This is a genomic window from Mycolicibacterium aromaticivorans JS19b1 = JCM 16368, assembly GCF_000559085.1.
GTDB lineage: Bacteria > Actinomycetota > Actinomycetes > Mycobacteriales > Mycobacteriaceae > Mycobacterium > Mycobacterium aromaticivorans.
In genome coordinates, this window is the sequence record NZ_JALN02000003.1 from 1 (window position 1) to 17,066 (window position 17,066).

Here is a 17,066-nt window from a genome sequence, read left to right on the forward strand (position 1 = left end):
CCCACCCGCCTGGCCATTGTGCGCAGACTGGCCGCTGGCCCGCGCGCGTCGTCGAGCTGGTGCAAGCGGTGGGGTTGGCTCAGTCCACCGTCTCCAAACACCTTGCCTGCCTGCGGGAGTGCGGTCTGGTGGACTCCGCGCCGGTCGGCGGGCCTCGCTGTTTCGGCTCACGCAGCCCGCACTGATCGACGTACTGGCCTCGGCCCAGATCGTGCTGGACGCCACGGGCGAGGCCGTGGCCGTCTGCCCGACCTACGGCATCGACGGCTGCGCCAACGAAACGCCATGACCAACATCAGCGGCGCACCCACGGACGCTGAAATCACGCGGCTCACCCGCAAGGCCCTACGCCTAGCGCGATTCACCATCGCCTACAATGTCGCCGAAGGCGTCATCGCTGTAACAGCCGGACTGGTCGCTGGACTCATATCGGTCATCGGATTCGGATTCGACTCGGCCATCGAGTCCCTCACCGCGATCTTGGTCGCCCTGCGCCTGTCCGCCCGCCTGCGCCACGGGGTCGCTGATGAACGTAAAGAACGTCAAACCCTGCGGCTCGTCGCCATCTCGTTCTTCATCCTCGCCGCCTACGTCACCATGGAAGGCATCCGCAACATCACGACCGGCGAGAGGCCACACAGCTCCCCACTGGCGCTTATCCTGCTTGTGGCATCGCTCATCGTGATGCCCGTCTTGGCGGCAGCGAAAAAGCGCATCGGGCTAGCCCTGCACGACAACCTCGTCCTGGCTGACGCCGCCCAGACCAAAATCTGCGTACTGCTCAGCATTTCCACCCTGCTCGGCGTGGGCCTATTCGAACTCACCGGAGCCGCGTGGCTCGATCCGGCAGCTGGGTTCGTCATCGCTGCCTTCGCCATCCACGAAGGCCGCGAAGCGTGGCACGGCGAACTGGTCTGCGACGACGACTAACCCTGTCACATCGACAACTACCGCAGTGCGCCACTATCGACGATTCACCGCCAGCACAAACGCGAGAGGCGCAGCCAGTGGACTGGACGCTAACTGGAAAGGCTGCGTCGATATTCGCCGTCACCAACATCGACGGGACTGTGGATCTAACGGTGTTTCCGGCACTGACACGCTGAGTGATGCTCGGCGAGAAAGGTGCCGTGATGACGACACTGGACGATGTGGCGAAGAAGAAGGCGGCTGAGCAGTCCGAAGGCCAGAAGGCTGCGGTCGAACTGGTCCGATTGGCCCAGGAGCAGGGCTTGTCGCTGACCGGGCCCGACGGGCTGCTCAAGCAGTTGACCAAGACGGTCCTCGAGACCGCGCTCAATGAGGAGATGACCGAGCACCTCGGCTATGAGAAACACGACCCGCCCGAGACGGGGTCGGGCAACATCCGCAACGGCACCCGCACCAAGACGGTGCTGACCGACACCACCGGCCCGGTCGAACTTGACGTGCCGCGCGATCGGGCATCGACCTTCGAGCCTCAGATCGTCAAGAAACGCCAACGTCGCCTGAACGGCGTGGACGAGGTCGTGCTGTCGCTGTACGCGAAGGGCTTGACCACCGGTGAGATCTCGGCGCACTTCGCCGAGATCTACGGGGCGTCGGTATCCAAAGAGACGATCAGCCGCATCACCGACAAGGTGCTTGAGGAGATGAACGACTGGTCGGTGCGACCGCTGGATGAAACCTACGCCGCGATCTTCATCGACGCGATCGTGGTCAAGGTCCGCGACGGCCAAGTCGCCAACCGGCCGTTCTACGCTGCCATCGGGGTCACCCTGGCCGGGGACGCGACATCCTCGGCTTGTGGGCCGGCACGCGCGGGGAGGGCCGCCAAGTTCTGGATGAGCGTGCTCACCGACCTACGCAACCGCGGCATCAAGGACACCTTCTTCGTCGTCTGCGACGGCTCAAGGACTGCCGAGGTGGTGGGCAATGTGTGCCGCAGGCGATCGTGCAGACGTGCATCATTCATCTGCTGCGCAACACTTTTCGGCTCACGTCCCGCAAGTACTGGGACGAGATCAAGGGCGACGTCAAGCCGATCTACACTGCGGTCAACGCGACCGCGGCTCGGGCGGCGTTCGACGAGCTGGCCGAGAAATGGGGCAGCGCTACCCGGCAGTGATCCGGCTCTGGGACAACGCCTGGGCGGAGTTCATTCCGTTCCTGGACTACGACGTGGAGATCCGGCGAGTGATCTGCTCGACGAACGCGATCGAGTCGCTCAACGCCCGCTACCGCCGCGCGATCAAGGCCCGCGGACACTTCCCCTCCGAGCAGGCGGCGCTCAAGTGCCTGTATCTGGTGACCCGATCACTGGACCCGACCGGTGTCGGCAGGGCACGATGGACGATGCGGTGGAAACCTGCCCTCAATGCGTTCGCGATCACCTTCGCCGACCGATTCCCGGCAGCCGAAACCTACTGATGAAAAACGCCGGAAACACCGTTAGCGAGATAGACCCACATCGACGACATAGTCGTGTTGGCGGTGTTCTTTGGCCAAGCAGGGCCGTCACGCGCAGCGGCAATTCGAGTCGTGTTGGGACAGTACGTCGGCTTCGCTGCGATCCTCGCCGTTTCCGTGGCCGGCGCACTAGGGGCTGAGCTTCTGCCAAGAGCAGCGATTCCGTATCTCGGGCTGCTTCCATTGCTGCTGGGGGTCCGTGCCGCATGGAAACTATGGCGTGAGCACGGCGAAGAGGACAACCCAAGGGACGCTTCGCCGACCGACAAGGCTGGCGTCATGCAAATCGCCACCGTCACCTTCGCCAACGGCGGCGACAACATAGGCGTCTACGTGCCAGTGTTCTCGGTGACAAGTTTCAGCGGCATGACTGGTTACGTCAGTGTCTTCTTGATTGGAGTGGCGTTCTGGTGCCTGGCCGGCTGGTACTTCGCTAGACACCCCGCTGTCGCACGGATACTCACCCGCTGGGGCCATTTCATTCTGCCGGTCGTGCTCATCGGCATAGGCCTGGTGATTCTCATCGAAGGAGGCGCATTCGGTCTGTGAGGGGGTGGAGGGTGGCCCCTCTGCGCAGCCATGTCACGCCTCGTACGGCCAGCGTCTTCTCTCTCTCCGGCGCGTGTGCGTCCGCAATCCGTCCGCAGTAGCTTCTGTGACGCTCTCAATTCGTCAACGTCGCCAACCCGTTGAACTGCTATTTCTAACGTTCCCAACGCGCCCGACGGTGACAAACCTCCAAGTCGTCTCGTTCGCATCGAGAAGGTCATAGTCCGGTCCGGAATGGTGGCGGCGGCTGGTCTGGCCTTTGCCTTCCGGACACCACCGCCGCCGACGACGAGAAGAAGATGTCCGGTCTCAGTCATGTTGTCATCCGCCATCAGGGATAGTGTCAAGTCGACTGAGACAATCGCGGTCCTGTCGGTCTCAATGAAGTTGTCCTTAAGTTCGTAGGTGCAGTTACTGCGTGTTGTTACGTTGTGCTGTGACCCGAGTGGGTCGGGTGAGGCTGTGATTGTTGTTGCCGGCCTTTGGTGCGGCTTGAAATGACTGGCCGCCCGGCCTGCTTGGACTTCCTCGGGCTGCTGATTGAGATCTGCGATGTGATCGCTTGTTTAAGGAAACGCTGGCGGGGTTGTCCGTGTGGTTTGTGTTGGCAGACAAGTGAGGTTCCCCCGGGAGCGTGGAGGCATCCACAATAGGGGTCGAGATGCCAGAGAAACGCAAGAAGTACGACCGGGCGTTCCGTGAGGGCGCGGTGCGGATCGTGCACGAGACAGGGAAGCCGATCGCGGCGATCGCGCGGGAGCTCGGGGTCAACGAGGGGCACCCTCGGGAACTGGGTGACCCGGGACCGCGAGGCCCGGGAGGGGCGCGGGGAGTTGACCCGCGATGACATGGACGAGCTCAAGCGCCTGCGCAGCGAGAACGCCGAGCTGCGGATGGAGCGCGATGTCCTCAAGCGATCCGTGGTCCTGTGGGTGAAGGAGGCGACGAAGTGAGCGTGGCACGCTTTGTCGCTGACCAGAGGACCAAATACCGAGTGCCCCATACGTTTACCTGTGCGCTGCTGGGAATCAGTGTGTCGTGGTTCTACAAGTGGCTGGCCCGCGCCGGCGACCCTGATGGGGTGCACACCGACTCTGATCGGCGACGCGCCGCCCTCGACGAGGCGGTCCACACGGCCTTCAACACAGCCAAGGGGTTGCATGGTTCGCCGCGGCTGGCGGCCGATCTGCGCGATCTGGGCTGGACGGTGTCGGAGAAGACGGTGGCCGACTCGATGCGCCGTCAGCACCTGGTGGCACGTAAGAAGCGGCGCCGAGGAGGCTGCACTCGGACTGACAAGACCGCACCGAAGTTCCCCGACCTGCTCAAACGCAACTTCACCGCCGCTAGGCCGAACCAGAAATGGGTAGGCGATATGACCGAGATCCCGACTGCTTCCGGGAAGCTGTATCTGGCCACGGTGATCGATTTGTACAGCCGGCGGTTGCTCGGGGCGGCCACCAGTACCCGCGCGGATGCCGGGTTGGCGTGTGCGGCCGTCCAGATGGCCGTGGCCACCCGGGGAGGCCCGCAGGCCATCTGGCGCGACGAGGAGGCCCAGCGGGTCATCTTCCACACCGACCGTGGCGCCACCTACACCGCCAAGGCGTTTCGGCGGCTGTGTGCCACACTCCGGGATCCGGCAGTCGATGGGACGAGTGGGATCGTGTTTCGACAACGCCGCCGCCGAAGCGTTCTTCTCCTCGCTGGAGTGGGAAGTCCTGTCCCGCAACACATTCAGTGATACCATCCAAGCGCGGGCCGTCGTCATCGACTGGTGCTACACGTTCTACAACCACCAACGCCGACACAGCGCCGCCGACGGGCTCTCACCCGTCAACTACGAGATCAGGGAACAACAACCGAAGCCGCAAGCGGCTTAAGAAACCCTCCACGATCTCGGGGGAACCACACAAGCGAAAAGGATTGCGATGGCGACAGACCGGTTGTGGCTGGTGTGGATGTCGGCAAGGAGCAGCATTGGGTGTGCGTGGTCGACGGCAGCGGGGCAGTGGTGCTGTCCCGCAAGCTGTCCAATGATGAGGATCCGATCCGTGCCCTGGTCGCAGAGATCGATGCTTTGGCTGATCAGGTGTGCTGGACAGTGGATCTGAGCACGGTCTATGCCGCGTTGCTGTTGACGGTGCTTGCCGATGCCGGCAAGACGGTTCGGTACTTGGCTGGCCGCGCGGTGTGGCAGGCATCGGGGACCTACCGTGGCGGGGAAGCCAAGACCGACGCCAAAGACGCCCGGGTCATCGCCGATCAATCTCGGATGCGCGGGCAGGATCTACCGGTATTGCATCCTGACGACGACCTGATTGCCGAACTGCGGATGTTGACCGCGCACCGCGCTGATCTGGTGGCCGATCGCACACGCACGATCAACCGGCTTCACCAACAGCTGGTCGCTCTATGTCCGGCGCTCGAACGCGTCGCCCAACTCCGCTCAGACCGAGGCTGGGTCGTGCTGCTGGCGCGCTATCAGAGGCCCAAAGCCATTCGGCAAAGCGGTGTTTCACGCCTGAGCCGGATGCTAACCGATGCAGGTGTTCGAAACGCAGCCATGATCGCCTCGGCTGCGGTGGCTGCTGCCAAGACGCAAATGGTCCGACTGCCCGGTGAAGGCGTGGCCGCCGGGCTGGTCGCCGACCTGGCGAAGGAGGTGATCGCCCTCGATGAGCGCATCAAGACCACCGACGCCGACATCGAGGACCGATTTCGCCGCCATCCGCTCGCCGAAGTGATCACCAGCATGCCCGGTATGGGATTCCGTCTGGGCGCGGAATTCCTGGCCGCGGTCGGTGATCCCGCTTTGATCGGCTCGGCCGACCAACTGGCCGCCTGGGCCGGGCTGGCGCCGGTGTCGCGAGACTCCGGTAAACGCACCGGACGACTACACACCCCGCACCGATACAGCCGTCGGTTGCGGCGCGTGATGTACATGTCGGCGTTGACCGCAGCCCGCTGCGACCCCGACTCGCGGGCCTACTACCAGCGCAAACGACAACAAGGAAAACGGCCGATCCCGGCCACGATCTGCCTCGCTCGCCGCCGCACCAACGTGCTCTACGCACTCATCCGAGACAACCGCAGCTGGCAACCAGAATCACCCCAAATCGCGCCTACGGCAGCTTGACACAGACATTGAGAGTCATTTCCGTAATGGCCAAGCTCAGTGCACCGGAATCGGAATTCATTCTTCCGCGCGAGTTGAGCGATCGGACGTATCAACCGAACGTGGGCGCTGTCAGCCCGCATCTTTGTCGGTATCGAGCAACGACAGCTGATGGGCCTTGCCCCCATGTAGTGGACACGGGATTTGTGGTTATGCGGCTTCGGGCAGCGTAGCCGGTGTCAGGTTCCTTTCGTAGGTCGCGGGGCTGGAATGACGGCAGTAGGAGTGCCGTCGTGTGGTGTTGTAGCGGGCCAGCCACCGAAAGACCTCACGGCGGCAGATCGCCGCGTCCGGCCAGCAGGCACGGTCTTGCAGAATCTCGCGCTTGAGGGCGGCGTTGAACGATTCGGCCAACGCGTTATCGGCACTTGACCCCACCGCACCCATCGACTGGACGACCCCCAGATCGCGGCAGAGATTCGCGAAATCCCGTGAGGTGTACTGACTTCCATGATCTGCATGGAATATTGCACCAGCCAGTGAACCCCGCAGTGCAGCAGCGGCTTTGAGCGCATCGATGACCAGTTCGGTGCGCATGTGATCGGCGATCGCCCACCCGGCGACCCGCCGTGAACAGCAGTCGATCACGGTGGCCAGGTACAGGTTGGCGCCGGTCGCCAATGGCAAGTAGGTGATGTCGCCGACGTAACGGGTGTTGACCTGCGCGGCGGTGAAATCGCGTTTGAGCAGGTCGGGGACCTTCTGGTTCGCCGGGTCCGCCACGGTCGTCTTGACCCGACGTCGGCGTCGATAACCGGCGATCCCGGCGCCGCGCATCACCCGAGCCACCCGCTTGTGGTTGACCCGCTGCCCCTCGGGCGCACCGTCGTTGAGCTCGGCGGTGATCCGCGGCGCCCCGTAGGTGTTGTCCTCGTCGTGGACGGCGCGGATACGCTCGGCCAGCGCCTCGTCAGCAGCCCGACGGGCCGCTCGTCCGTCAGCACCGGCCAACCACGCGTAGAACGACGAACGCGCAACCTCGACGACTGCGCAGAGCCACTTCACCTCGAAGGCGTGCAGGTGGTCGGCGACAAACTGAAAGCGGCTCACCAGTTCGTCTCCCCGGCGAAATATTTGGCCGCCGACCGCAAGATGTCACGCTCGGTGGACAACCGCGCCTCGGTGGCGCGTAACGCCTTGACCTCACTGCGGAGGCGGGCCAGCTCCTGCTCAGGGCTCTCGGCCCCTAGCACAGGCTCGGCCACTACGACACCGCGGCGGTGCCGAATCGGCACCCCGGCCGACTTGCACCACGCCGAGAGCGTGGCCTCGCTGACACCGAGCTCGGCAGCGATCTGGGCGATCGTCGCGCCCTCGGTGTCCCGGTAGAGCGCGACCGCGTCACGCTTGAACTCATCGGGGTAATTTTTCCTTGCCATCGGGTTGGATCATCTCGCTTCCCCCAGCACATTCCTGGGATTGAGCGTGTCCAACACACGGGGTCAAGTCCCGATCGGGGTTGCGCGCCCAATAGATCGGCGTCCCTGGTCCGCTGCGATCGGTGCGGCGTCTTGACAGCTCGTCGATGCTGAATCCGAATTCGTCGCCGAACAAGACCGCCACGCGCACGATCATGTCGACCTCCGCTTCCACCCGCACGCGATTGAGAATGTCGGGATCGCTGATCTACCAAGCTGGCTCGACATCCGTCCCGTTGTCGAGTACGGCCTGGAAAGTGACGGATTGGCCGATGTCGTATTCGACGAGTGTTAGTCCATCGGGGCCAGTCCGCGTGTTGACGGCTTGGAGGAGCCCCGTCCAGTCGCACTCAACAAGCTCGCATTCGTGGACCGCCAGCCAAAGCCCAGGTCTTCGAACTGCGGTTCCAGATCCGCTTGAAAGATTGACATCTGAGCCGCTGCCCTACATATTTCTTGTGTTGGCGATGATGTAGTCACAGAGTTGTCGGTGCTTGACATCATTCGGCTCTGTCGAGGTCAGAAAGGCCATGTCGCTGGGCCCGTCAACCACCGCGTAATGCAAGGGGTTCACCCGCCGCGGTCACCTTCGGTCACGATCAACCCGCCTCCCTGGGTAGTTCGAAGCTGTGGCTCCTATCCCTGACTCGACGCCGAGCTGAGCGTCTAGTCAGCGGGCGGCTTCTTCGGCTCGTGATCCGGAATTGCCATGCTGGTGGACTCCGATTCGCTGAGTGTCGTACGGGCTCGTCGCCGCCGCCACGCTTGCCATAGTGCGATGGCGCCACCCAATGCGAGGCCGGCGCCACCTGCTGCGAGGATCGATGTCTTGGTGTCGGAGCCGGCCGCCGCCGGTGATTGTGGGGCAGAAGTAGTTGTCGGCGCGGCGCCGGACGTCGTGATCGGAGGTTGTGACCCAGCGGGAGGGCCGGCAATCGTGAATGTGTAGGAACCAGAAACCGGGTGCCCATCTGCTGAGACCACGCGGTAGCCAACGGTGTAAACGCCGCTCGTGGGGCGATCTGACCCGACGGTTGCGGAAATACGGGGCCCCTCGACTCGGGGCGGTCCAACTATCCAATTGCGACCGTCTGCGCTGTTGACGACGACGGTTGCGAACGTTGGTTTGATGTCTTCGTTGAAGGTCAAGGTGATGACGCTCGGAGGCGTCGACACTGTGCTATCAGCGGAAGGGTCGGAGCTCACCAGCCCGGTGTGGGCCGAGGCAATCCCATTGCCTAGCCACCAAAGGGTCAGCGCCATCACGGTTGTGGCGAACGTGCGCATCAATTTTCACCGTCCTGTTCTTGCTCGCGCCCGGCTGGCTGTTGGCGGCGCGCTCCGAGTGTATGTTTCGACGTGTTGGGGATGGCGGGGCGGCCGTCGTGCACAGCTGTAGCACTCATCTGCTGCCCATGGTGCCGCGGCCATTCGGCCTAAATACGGCTGAAGGATTCAAAAATATTGGGGAAGTGAACCTTTCGCTTTGCGTTCGAGCCCGCCAAGAATCTATCGCCACGCCCTGTTTGAGTGTCGCGGCGGGGGATGAGTTCATGGAAGCCGGTTGGTCGGCGCTACAGCGCGGCATTACCGGCACTCCATTGGTCCCACGGAACATTCCAGTCGCCGAGCCCGTCGGTCCCTGGCAACGTCGGTCCCACGGTGTTGATGACTTCGACGACATCGCCACGTTTTGTCGTGTCGTAGAACCATTTCGCGTTTTCTGGGCTGACGTTGAGGCAGCCGTGACTGACGTTATTTCGTCCCTGGCTTCCGACGGACCACGGTGCGGAGTGAACGTAGATTCCGCTATAGGACATCTGAGTGGCCCAGTTTACTTCTGTCCGGTACCCGTCCGGTGAGTTGACCGGTACCCCATAGGTCGAGGAATCCATGACGAGCGTGGGGTACCGATCACCGATGATGTAAGTTCCGTTGTCAGTCGGGGTCTTGTTCTTGCCCATTGAGATGGGCATCGTCTTGACCACGGAACCATTCACGCGCACGGTCATCGTCTTGGTGGCGTCGTCGGCAGTCGCAATGACCTCGTCGCCGATCGTGAAGCGAGTCGAGACGTCGTCCTGTCCAAATAGGCCGCCGCCGAAATCGGCGCCGTACGCTTTGACCTGGACGCTGACTGTGGTTCCGGGTTTCCAGTATTGCGCTGGGCGCCAGCGTACTTCGCGGTCGTTCAGCCAGTAGAAGGCTCCGTCGATTGGAGGGTTTGTCGTGATACTGATCGACCGCTGGGCGGCGAGTCGATCAGAAATGTTTTCGTCGAACCGCACTGCGATCGGCTGGCCGACTCCCACAACACTTCCGTCGTTTGGCGACACGTAGGGCATCGTGAGGTTCTGCGGTGAATGTGTCTGGAAGGTGGCGGTTTTCTGTGCCACACCGCTGAGACCCAGCGCCTCAGCGTTCAAGGTGTACGTCCGGTTGTATCCCAGCGGTTCCGTGGATCGCCAGGTCACACCATCGGAGCTCAGTTCGCCGTTCACGACGCGGCCTCGGTCGTTGATCAACGCAACCGGCCCGAGGACGCCGCTCGCTGCGCTGACCGTTATGGGCGACTCGACTGAAACGCCAACTGCACCTTCGCTGACCGACATTTTTAGGCTCGGAACGAGCAGATCGCTGTAGGGGGTGCCTTTTTCCACGATTGCGCCGAGTTGTGATGGCGTAGAGGGCGCCGGACCGCAGGCGCTCACCCCGACGATGGCGGTGATGCCCACTGCCAGCACGAGCCGCGCTGTCCGCCACATGTCTCTGCGTCGCGTAATAGCTGCGGCGCGGATCCGCGTCATGTAATCCATCCTGCCGGTTGCCGTACGTGTTGCCACCCCCATCTTACGTATCAACTACGTAAGAGGTGGGTGGCAGGCTGCCTTCCCGAGATGGCGGTGGTATTGCGTTGCCGGCTCGCGATGGCACGCTTCGCGTGGTGCTTTGCTTCGAACCGACGCGCTGGTGATACCGATTGTTACTCAAGTGATACGACGGGCCGGTGTGAACCCTCGATGTCCGCTGTTACGGTTCGTCAAATACGTAGCAACTAAGTACTGCGTATGACCGTAACACCGCTCGGGTGATGCGGAGATCCGCCTAAACGGCGGACAGTGGCGACGGCGCAATGGCGCGGGTGTCTGTCTAGCGGCAAGGACGGTGAAGATCAATGTTCTACCGGCGAATCGGACGTGTGCTTTGCCTCCTGCTGGCTGTGATCGCTCTGCAAGCCACAGCCTCGGCCGAAGCGAATCCCGGGATCGACACCTGGGATCCCTTACTTCCCCGAGTCGCCAGTGCAGGCGCGCCCGGCGACCCGCTTGCTGTCGCGAACGCATCCCTTCGGGCCGGCACGCTGGCCGCCCAGACAACGATGGACCTCGGTCGGGCGTTCCTTCAGAGCTTGGGGCTAGCGAGTTCCGACGTTGCCGCGCCCACTGGCCTGAACCGTGTCTCTGGAGCACAAGCGATCGAATACGTCATCCGTCGCGCTGGTAGCCAAATCGGAGTTCCTTATTCGTGGGGTGGAGGCAACCTGACCGGTCCTAGCGCCGGGATTGATTCCGGCGCCAACACGATCGGCTTCGACTGCTCAGGCCTCACCCGATATGCCTATGCGGGTGTGGGCATATTGCTCCCGCGGTGGTCGGGTGACCAGTACAACGCTGGCCGCAAAGTTCCTCCGTCGCAGGCAAAAAGAGGCGACCTGTTGTTTTGGGGTCCGGGAGGTAGTCAGCATGAAGCGATCTACCTCGGCGGCGGACAGATGCTTGAGGCTCAACAGACAGGCGTGCCGGTCAAAGTCTCCCCAGTAAGGATGGCGGGGATGACGCCCTATGTTGCTCGGGTCATTGAAGGGTGATCGGCACGGCGTGCGCTACCGCTGCAGCGCCTGATCGATCGCGCTCGACAAGTCGGAGTAGCTCTTGTACTTCAAGCGCTTGCCGTCCAGGAACATGGTTGGCGTTCCGTCGACGCCAAGTGCTTTGCCGTCGGCAACGTCTTGATTGATTCGCGCGACAGTGGCGGGATCGTTGTAGGCTGCATCGAATTTCGTCATATCGAGGCCTAGTTCGGTGGCAAAACCCCGGAATGTCGCGTCTGCTGGCGTCTTCTGTTCTCCCCATTGGCTTTGCGTCTCATACATCTTCTTGTACATCGGCTCGAATTTGCCTTGCTGGGCTGCTGATTCGACTGCGCGAGCGGCTCGTTCGGCGTTGAAGTGGGCTGGGATCGGGAAGTAGCGGACAACGAAGTTGACCCGGTCCCCGTACTGCGACCGCAGCTGCTCGACGAGCGGGAACGCTGCCCGGCATGCTTCCATTCGAAATCGAGGAACTCCACAAAAGTGACGTCGCTGCTCGGAACTGTATTGAGGCGATGACTGTTATCGCGAACCAACTGACCGGCATCCCCGGACTGAGCCTCCGCCACCGCGGGGGCCTGCCGGTCGCGAACCGAGAGGTAGACCCCGACCCCGAGGATGACGGTGATGACCGTGAAAGTAGTCAGCAGAATTCGTGTAAGAGGAGCCATGGGGTTTGTCTTTCACCTACGTAGCCGGGCCTTGCACCCTCACGACAACGACGGTCTGCGAGAGATGCTCAATTGGGGATCGTGCTACGACTATATACGTAGTAAGGCCGTAGGTGGCTCACATCGACTCGAAGCAGATGTGGGGACGGAGGCGCGACCTGGCAGGCAGGGTGAGTCAATAGCCACTTCCTCGGCCGCCGATCGCGGGCTCTTCTCATATCAACATCCGTTAGTGTGTTGTGGTGACTGATCAGCCGATCGACAGCTGCGATCTCCTCTGTCTCGATCTCCCGCACGCCGAAGCCATTCGCGCCACGCTGCCACCCCCGCCGCGGATCGAGGCCGCCGCGGCCGCCGCTCGGGGGCTCGGTGACCCGACCCGCGTGATGATCGCCACGGCGCTGAGCACCGGCGACGAACTCTGCGTGTGCGACATGGCGTGGGTGGTGGGACTGGCGCAGAACCTCGTGTCCCACCACCTGCGCCAGCTCAAGATCGCCGGCATGGTGTCCTCGCGCCGTAGCGGCAAGCTGGTGATGTACAGCCTCACCGAACGCGGCCGCCGACTTATCGGCGCGGTCCTCGATGTGACGACCGATCAAGAGGTCGATCATGTCTGACGCATGCTGCGGACCCGAAACCGGGGAACCCGAGGCTGGGCCGGAACGACTCTGGCAGGTTCGCGAGCTCCAGCTCGCCGCTATCGCCGCAGTGCTGTTGATCATCGGCTGGCTGATCGGACGAACCGGCTATCACCCCTTCGCGGTGGCGTTGGAGCTCATCGCGGCCGGGACCGCCGCGTATACGTTTGTGCCCGACGCGTTGTGCAATCTGCGGCACGGCCACATCAACGTCGGCACGCTGATGACCATCGCGGCAATCGGCGCGGTGGCCCTGGGTCAGTTCCCTGAGGCGGCTCTGCTCGGAATCCTGTTCTCCATAGCCGAGGGTCTGGAGCATTACGCTGTCACCCGGACTCGGCGAGGGCTGCGGGCTCTGCTCACGCTTGTACCGCCGACCGTCTCGGTGATCCGCGGCGGAACCGAATTCACCGTGGCGCCAGACGAATTGGCGTTGGGCGATGTCATGGTGCTGCGGCCCGGTGAACGTGCAGCCACCGACGGGACGATCACCACGGGGCGGACCAGCCTGGATCTGTCGGCGATCACCGGCGAGTCCGTGCCGGTCGAAGCCGGGCCTGGCAGCGATGTGCACGCTGGTGCTATCAACGGCGGTGGCGCCGTCGAAGTCGAGGTCACCGCGCTGGCTGCCGATAGCTCGCTGGCCCGCATCGTGCATATCGTCGAAGAGGCTCAGGAGCGCAAAGGCGCTGGCCAGCGGCTGGCCGACCGCGTAGCCAAACCGCTCGTCCCGGCGATCATGATCCTTGCGGCGGTCATCGCCGGGTTCGGTGCGCTGTTCGGGGATCCGATGCTCTGGCTGGAGCGCGCGCTCGTGGTGCTGGTGGCTGCCTCGCCGTGTGCCCTGGCTATCGCGGTCCCGCTGACGGTCGTAGCCGCCATCGGCGCCGCCAGTCGTCAAGGCGCCCTGGTCAAGGGCGGTGCAGCGGTCGAGGCGCTGGGCCGCATTAAGGTGATCGCCCTGGACAAGACCGGCACGCTGACCGGCAACAAGCCGCAGGTTGTCGAGGTTGTCACTGTCGACGGGGAGACCGAGGTCGACGCGCTGCAGACCGCTGCCGCACTCGAGGTTCGCAGCGAACACCCGCTGGCCCAAGCCATCGTGTCCGCGACCAGCGAGGTGGCACCGGCCAGCGACGTCACCGCAGTGGCCGGTCACGGTATCGAAGGCCAGCTCGGGGACGTCGCAGTGCGTCTCGGCAAGCCCAGTTGGGTGCCGCCGGGCCCGCTTGCCGTCGACGTGACTCGCATGCAGGCCGCCGGTGCAACCGTGGTGGTCCTGGAGCGGGCTGGCGTCGTTCGGGCCGCGATCGCGGTGCGCGACGAACTGCGCCCCGAGGCGCCCGAATCGATTCGGCTGCTGCGCCAAATCGGCGTCGACGTGGCCATGCTCACCGGGGATAACAAGCTGACCGCCGACGCACTCGCCGAGGAGGCCGGTATCACCACCGTGCACTCGGAGTTGCTGCCCGAGGACAAGGCTCGACTGCTGCCTGAGCTGTCCGGTGGGCGGCCCATCGCCATGGTCGGCGACGGCGTCAACGACGCCCCGGCCTTGGCTACCGCCGACATCGGCATCGCGATGGGTGCAATGGGCACTGATGTCGCCATCGAAACCGCCGACGTGGCACTTATGGGTGAGGATCTGCGACACCTGCCCCAGGTGCTGTCGTACGCCCGCCGCGCCCGCCGCATCATGGTGCAGAACATCGGGTTCTCGATGCTGATCATCGCCTCGCTGATCCCGTTGGCTGCGTTCGGCGTGCTCGGCCTGGCCGCCGTCGTGTTCGTGCATGAGATGGCCGAAGTCCTGGTCATCCTGAACGCGATACGGGCCGCGCGCACCCGGCCACTGCCCGGTCTGACGGCTGCACCCGCGCCGACGTCGGCGGTGCATCACGTCGACATCGGCGCACCGCCGGCGCCAGTCGATGCGTGCTGCGCCCTTCCCATCGCGCCCGAGGTGACATCTCGACCGGAACGTCGGAGGCAACCCGTTCTGCTAACCCAAGCCGACGACGAATGCTCCTGCTGCGCACCGGACTCCGACACCGAACTCGACATGAACCAAGCTCAAGAACAAGAGCAGCATCGGTGACCTCGGCCTGCGCCAAAGCGGCTGGGACGCGCCATTTCAACCTGATGGGCGGGTTGGTGTTCTCGACGCTGCACGCAACGACATAGGCACTAATTTCGTCGCACTGTCGTCGAGCACTCTCGGCGATTATTCAACGACGACCAGCACAGCGAGATCGACCGGAATTGGCATTGGCGTCATCAGGCCAGCGCCGACCCGCCCGGTGTTGCCCACCGGGTAGCGCCCAGTTATCGATCCCGGCGCCGCCACGATGAGCCGAACGAGTTGGCCGAGGGCTTCGCGCCGATCACGTTGTCGTAGAGCGAGAGTGAGCATCGCCGCATGATTTTGAGTGTGCAGCCACGGATCTGGTTGGGACAAGATGTGGGCACGTTCGAGGTGCTGCCACCTGAGCGGGGGATTGGCCGCGTCCTTTGCCGCGGCCATCTCGCGGCGGTATCCCTCTCGAGCCCCAGGATGAAGACGGGTCATGACAAATCCCGTCGCAGCCGACGAGTGCAGCGCGGTCGACTGGCGTCCGATGAGATACGAGTTGGGGACCTTCGGCGTCCAGGCTCTTGGGCCTTCACGCACGACGCAGCGCCGAAGGCTGACGGCAGGTTGTTACGCAGCTGGTCTGCGACTAATAGGTCTAGCCGCCCGGGAAAACTGGCGGTCGCTGCCACGGCCATGCAGTCATTCTAACGGACATTGATTCGTTAGAATGTGGCTTTCTTGATGAGTGCACCACCATCGTTCATAGTCACTACGAAGATCAGTGATGCAGGCGGCACGAGATGGTAGGCAGCTACTTTTTAGCTGCGACGTAGGTGTCGACCCACACAACAAAGCTCAGCGAGTTACGCAAAGCAGGCCAAGGCACCGGAAAGCGACAGGGCGACGATAGTCGTCGGTATCGCAGCCATTGCCGCGAGAGCGCCACTCAGCGTTACGCGCGCCCAAAGCTGCGCAAATCCGATCTGCGGAGCGCTGAGACGTTCTGCTCGGACGAGTACGGCGACACTTGCTGCGGCCAAGCCGTGCATAGGTGCAGACGCACCTGCCAATGTGAGCAACCCCGCAAGCAGCGGTTGCCGCCCATGGCGTTGCGCCGCAGCATCATCCGCACACATCTCTAGTAGGAGCGAAATCTGCGTCGCGGCGCTACTGAGGAGCCTGACGCGGGGGAGAGCGGCGGCGAGACCGCGCACCGCAGCGACCACATATGCGTGCCGGCCTCCGAGATGAGCACGCTCGTGAGCGACGACGGCGGCTAGCTGGGTTCCGTCGAGAGCCGCAAGTGCAGCTGTCGTGACGACGATCGCTGGCGGGCGTCCTGTGACGCAATACGCGGCGGCTTCGGCCGCGTCGATGATGACGACATCACCGCCGTCCGACTTGCCGACTAAACGGACGGCGTCCGCGTGCGCAAATGTGTGGGCGCGCATACGTCCTAGGGCGCGGGCCAGTCGGGCACAGGTGAGGACCAAGCAAGCACTGAGGATGGTGACTGCGGCTGTCGCGACCATCCTGGCGGCCCAGCCGCTATGGCCGAGAAGGATCGCTTGCAGCCGGTCAAAGCATGACGCGAGCAATGCATCGGGGCTAACCCAGTGTCCGGCCCCTTCAATCAGCAGCAATACCGTTGCAACGACGGAACATCCGAGGACGGTAATTATTGCTGTCAGCCACGCGGCGATCCCCAGGCGCGGAGCGTGACCGTTGGAGGTCATTGAAGTCAGCAGTCTCGGACCCGCGGATAAGGCAATCATCACGTAGAGCAAGAGGGCGCCGGCGACGGTCATCGTCTGGACCTTCGTGACAGGCGTCGTAACGCGGCGCGCAGATCGGCGGACTCTTCGGCGTCGATCTGCGCGACGAAATGACTCAGTACGGCCTCTGAGCTTCCGCCCCCGTTGAGGGCTTCGAGCATCAAGCGGGCGCTGTGCTCCTCGCGAGTCAACGTCGGGCGGTAGCGATACGCCTTCCCGTCACGTGTCCGGGACAGCCAGCCCTTGCCGTGCAGATTGTCCATCGTGGACATGACCGTTGTGTAGGCGATTTTGCGTTCTGTGCTGAGCGCGTCAAATATCTCGCGGACCGCCGTGTCAGAGTCGGGGTCACGGTTCCACAGTCGATCCATGATCGCTGCCTCAAGTTCTCCAAAGCCACGTACGCGCGCGATGATCCGACCTCCTGAATTAGTCCGTAGA

The 17,066-nt window shown here is 63.2% G+C and carries 14 protein-coding genes and 5 pseudogenes; 11 read left to right on the top strand and 8 right to left on the bottom strand.

What is annotated here, in order from left to right; genetic code table 11:
* The 8 genes and pseudogenes from Y900_RS28425 to Y900_RS28455 form a co-directional block, all read left to right on the top strand.
* Positions 1 to 289: pseudogene (locus Y900_RS28425) on the top strand (ArsR/SmtB family transcription factor); the annotation flags it as partial.
* Positions 286 to 930 carry a cation efflux transmembrane domain-containing protein gene (locus Y900_RS28430; protein ID WP_036349152.1) on the top strand — a complete coding sequence of 215 codons (645 nt, stop codon included), beginning with the start codon at positions 286 to 288 and terminating at the stop codon, positions 928 to 930. The pseudogene Y900_RS28425 and the gene Y900_RS28430, both read left to right, overlap by 4 nt.
* Positions 931 to 1,133: 203 nt before the next feature.
* Positions 1,134 to 1,832, top strand: a pseudogene (locus tag Y900_RS33855) (IS256 family transposase); the annotation flags it as partial.
* A gap of 101 nt (positions 1,833 to 1,933) precedes the next feature.
* Positions 1,934 to 2,409: pseudogene (locus Y900_RS33860) on the top strand (transposase).
* A 39-nt stretch (positions 2,410 to 2,448) separates the two neighbouring features.
* Positions 2,449 to 2,997, top strand: a complete 549-nt coding sequence (locus tag Y900_RS28440; protein WP_036349154.1) for a cadmium resistance transporter — start codon at positions 2,449 to 2,451, stop codon at positions 2,995 to 2,997.
* Between the two features lie 661 nt (positions 2,998 to 3,658).
* Positions 3,659 to 3,844 (top strand): transposase, encoded by a 186-nt coding sequence (locus tag Y900_RS31370; protein WP_109751301.1) that lies wholly within the window; start codon positions 3,659 to 3,661, stop codon positions 3,842 to 3,844.
* 102 nt (positions 3,845 to 3,946) lie between these two features.
* Positions 3,947 to 4,880: pseudogene (locus tag Y900_RS28450) on the top strand (IS3 family transposase).
* Positions 4,881 to 4,945: 65 nt separating this feature from the next.
* Positions 4,946 to 6,136 (top strand): IS110 family RNA-guided transposase, encoded by a 1,191-nt coding sequence (locus Y900_RS28455; protein WP_051660563.1) that lies wholly within the window; start codon positions 4,946 to 4,948, stop codon positions 6,134 to 6,136.
* 189 nt (positions 6,137 to 6,325) lie between these two features.
* Here the strand turns inward: Y900_RS28455 and Y900_RS28460 are convergent.
* From Y900_RS28460 to Y900_RS28470, 4 genes are all read right to left on the bottom strand, one after another.
* Positions 6,326 to 7,554, bottom strand: a protein-coding gene (locus tag Y900_RS28460; RefSeq protein ID WP_085977995.1) for an IS3 family transposase whose coding sequence is annotated in 2 segments (ribosomal slippage) — positions 6,326 to 7,242 and positions 7,242 to 7,554 — 1,230 coding nt in all. Because the reading frame shifts where the segments join, the coding sequence is not laid out codon by codon here.
* Complete coding sequence (locus tag Y900_RS32830; RefSeq protein WP_192827624.1) at positions 7,529 to 7,774, bottom strand: hypothetical protein; 246 nt, start codon at positions 7,772 to 7,774, stop codon at positions 7,529 to 7,531. The genes Y900_RS28460 and Y900_RS32830 overlap by 26 nt, the downstream gene beginning before the upstream one ends.
* A 485-nt stretch (positions 7,775 to 8,259) precedes the next feature.
* Positions 8,260 to 8,880: a copper resistance protein CopC gene (locus Y900_RS31375; protein ID WP_081845432.1), complete on the bottom strand. Its 621-nt coding sequence runs from the start codon at positions 8,878 to 8,880 to the stop codon at positions 8,260 to 8,262.
* 287 nt (positions 8,881 to 9,167) lie between these two features.
* Positions 9,168 to 10,358, bottom strand: a complete 1,191-nt coding sequence (locus tag Y900_RS28470) for a L,D-transpeptidase (RefSeq protein ID WP_272945588.1) — start codon at positions 10,356 to 10,358, stop codon at positions 9,168 to 9,170.
* 410 nt (positions 10,359 to 10,768) lie between these two features.
* Between Y900_RS28470 and ripB the strand changes: the two genes are divergently transcribed.
* A complete protein-coding gene (gene ripB, locus Y900_RS28475; protein WP_036349158.1) occupies positions 10,769 to 11,461 on the top strand; it encodes an NlpC/P60 family peptidoglycan endopeptidase RipB in 693 nt (230 codons plus the stop codon).
* A gap of 15 nt (positions 11,462 to 11,476) precedes the next feature.
* Here ripB and Y900_RS28480 read toward each other — a convergent pair.
* Positions 11,477 to 12,135, bottom strand: a pseudogene (locus Y900_RS28480) (DsbA family protein).
* Between the two features lie 242 nt (positions 12,136 to 12,377).
* Between Y900_RS28480 and Y900_RS28485 the strand changes: the two are divergent.
* Both Y900_RS28485 and Y900_RS28490 read left to right on the top strand, forming a co-directional pair.
* A complete protein-coding gene (locus Y900_RS28485; protein WP_036349467.1) occupies positions 12,378 to 12,755 on the top strand; it encodes an ArsR/SmtB family transcription factor in 378 nt (125 codons plus the stop codon).
* Positions 12,748 to 14,874, top strand: coding sequence for a heavy metal translocating P-type ATPase (locus Y900_RS28490; RefSeq protein WP_051660564.1), 2,127 nt, complete (start codon positions 12,748 to 12,750; stop codon positions 14,872 to 14,874). The genes Y900_RS28485 and Y900_RS28490 overlap by 8 nt, the downstream gene beginning before the upstream one ends.
* A 126-nt stretch (positions 14,875 to 15,000) precedes the next feature.
* Here Y900_RS28490 and Y900_RS28495 read toward each other — a convergent pair whose 3' ends face one another.
* The 3 genes from Y900_RS28495 to Y900_RS28505 form a co-directional block, all read right to left on the bottom strand.
* Positions 15,001 to 15,345: a DUF3703 domain-containing protein gene (locus Y900_RS28495; RefSeq protein WP_036349160.1), complete on the bottom strand. Its 345-nt coding sequence runs from the start codon at positions 15,343 to 15,345 to the stop codon at positions 15,001 to 15,003.
* Positions 15,346 to 15,713: 368 nt separating this feature from the next.
* Positions 15,714 to 16,658: a M56 family metallopeptidase gene (locus Y900_RS28500; protein ID WP_036349162.1), complete on the bottom strand. Its 945-nt coding sequence runs from the start codon at positions 16,656 to 16,658 to the stop codon at positions 15,714 to 15,716.
* On the bottom strand, positions 16,655 to 17,038 hold the full coding sequence (locus Y900_RS28505) for a BlaI/MecI/CopY family transcriptional regulator (RefSeq protein WP_036349165.1): 384 nt from the start codon (positions 17,036 to 17,038) through the stop codon (positions 16,655 to 16,657). The genes Y900_RS28500 and Y900_RS28505 overlap by 4 nt, the downstream gene beginning before the upstream one ends.
* Positions 17,039 to 17,066: the final 28 nt, after the last annotated feature.

What these genes read in the sequence shown, in the direction of transcription:
- Y900_RS28470 (WP_272945588.1), bottom strand. Translation starts at nt 10,358, where the DNA reads ATGTGGCGGACAGCGCGGCTCGTGCTGGCAGTGGGCATCACCGCCATC.
- Y900_RS28490 (WP_051660564.1), top strand. Translation starts at nt 12,748, where the DNA reads ATGTCTGACGCATGCTGCGGACCCGAAACCGGGGAACCCGAGGCTGGG.
- ripB (WP_036349158.1), top strand. Translation starts at nt 10,769, where the DNA reads ATGTTCTACCGGCGAATCGGACGTGTGCTTTGCCTCCTGCTGGCTGTG.
- Y900_RS28500 (WP_036349162.1), bottom strand. Translation starts at nt 16,658, where the DNA reads ATGACCGTCGCCGGCGCCCTCTTGCTCTACGTGATGATTGCCTTATCC.
- Y900_RS31370 (WP_109751301.1), top strand. Translation starts at nt 3,659, where the DNA reads ATGCCAGAGAAACGCAAGAAGTACGACCGGGCGTTCCGTGAGGGCGCG.
- Y900_RS28430 (WP_036349152.1), top strand. Translation starts at nt 286, where the DNA reads ATGACCAACATCAGCGGCGCACCCACGGACGCTGAAATCACGCGGCTC.
- Y900_RS31375 (WP_081845432.1), bottom strand. Translation starts at nt 8,880, where the DNA reads ATGCGCACGTTCGCCACAACCGTGATGGCGCTGACCCTTTGGTGGCTA.
- Y900_RS28495 (WP_036349160.1), bottom strand. Translation starts at nt 15,345, where the DNA reads ATGACCCGTCTTCATCCTGGGGCTCGAGAGGGATACCGCCGCGAGATG.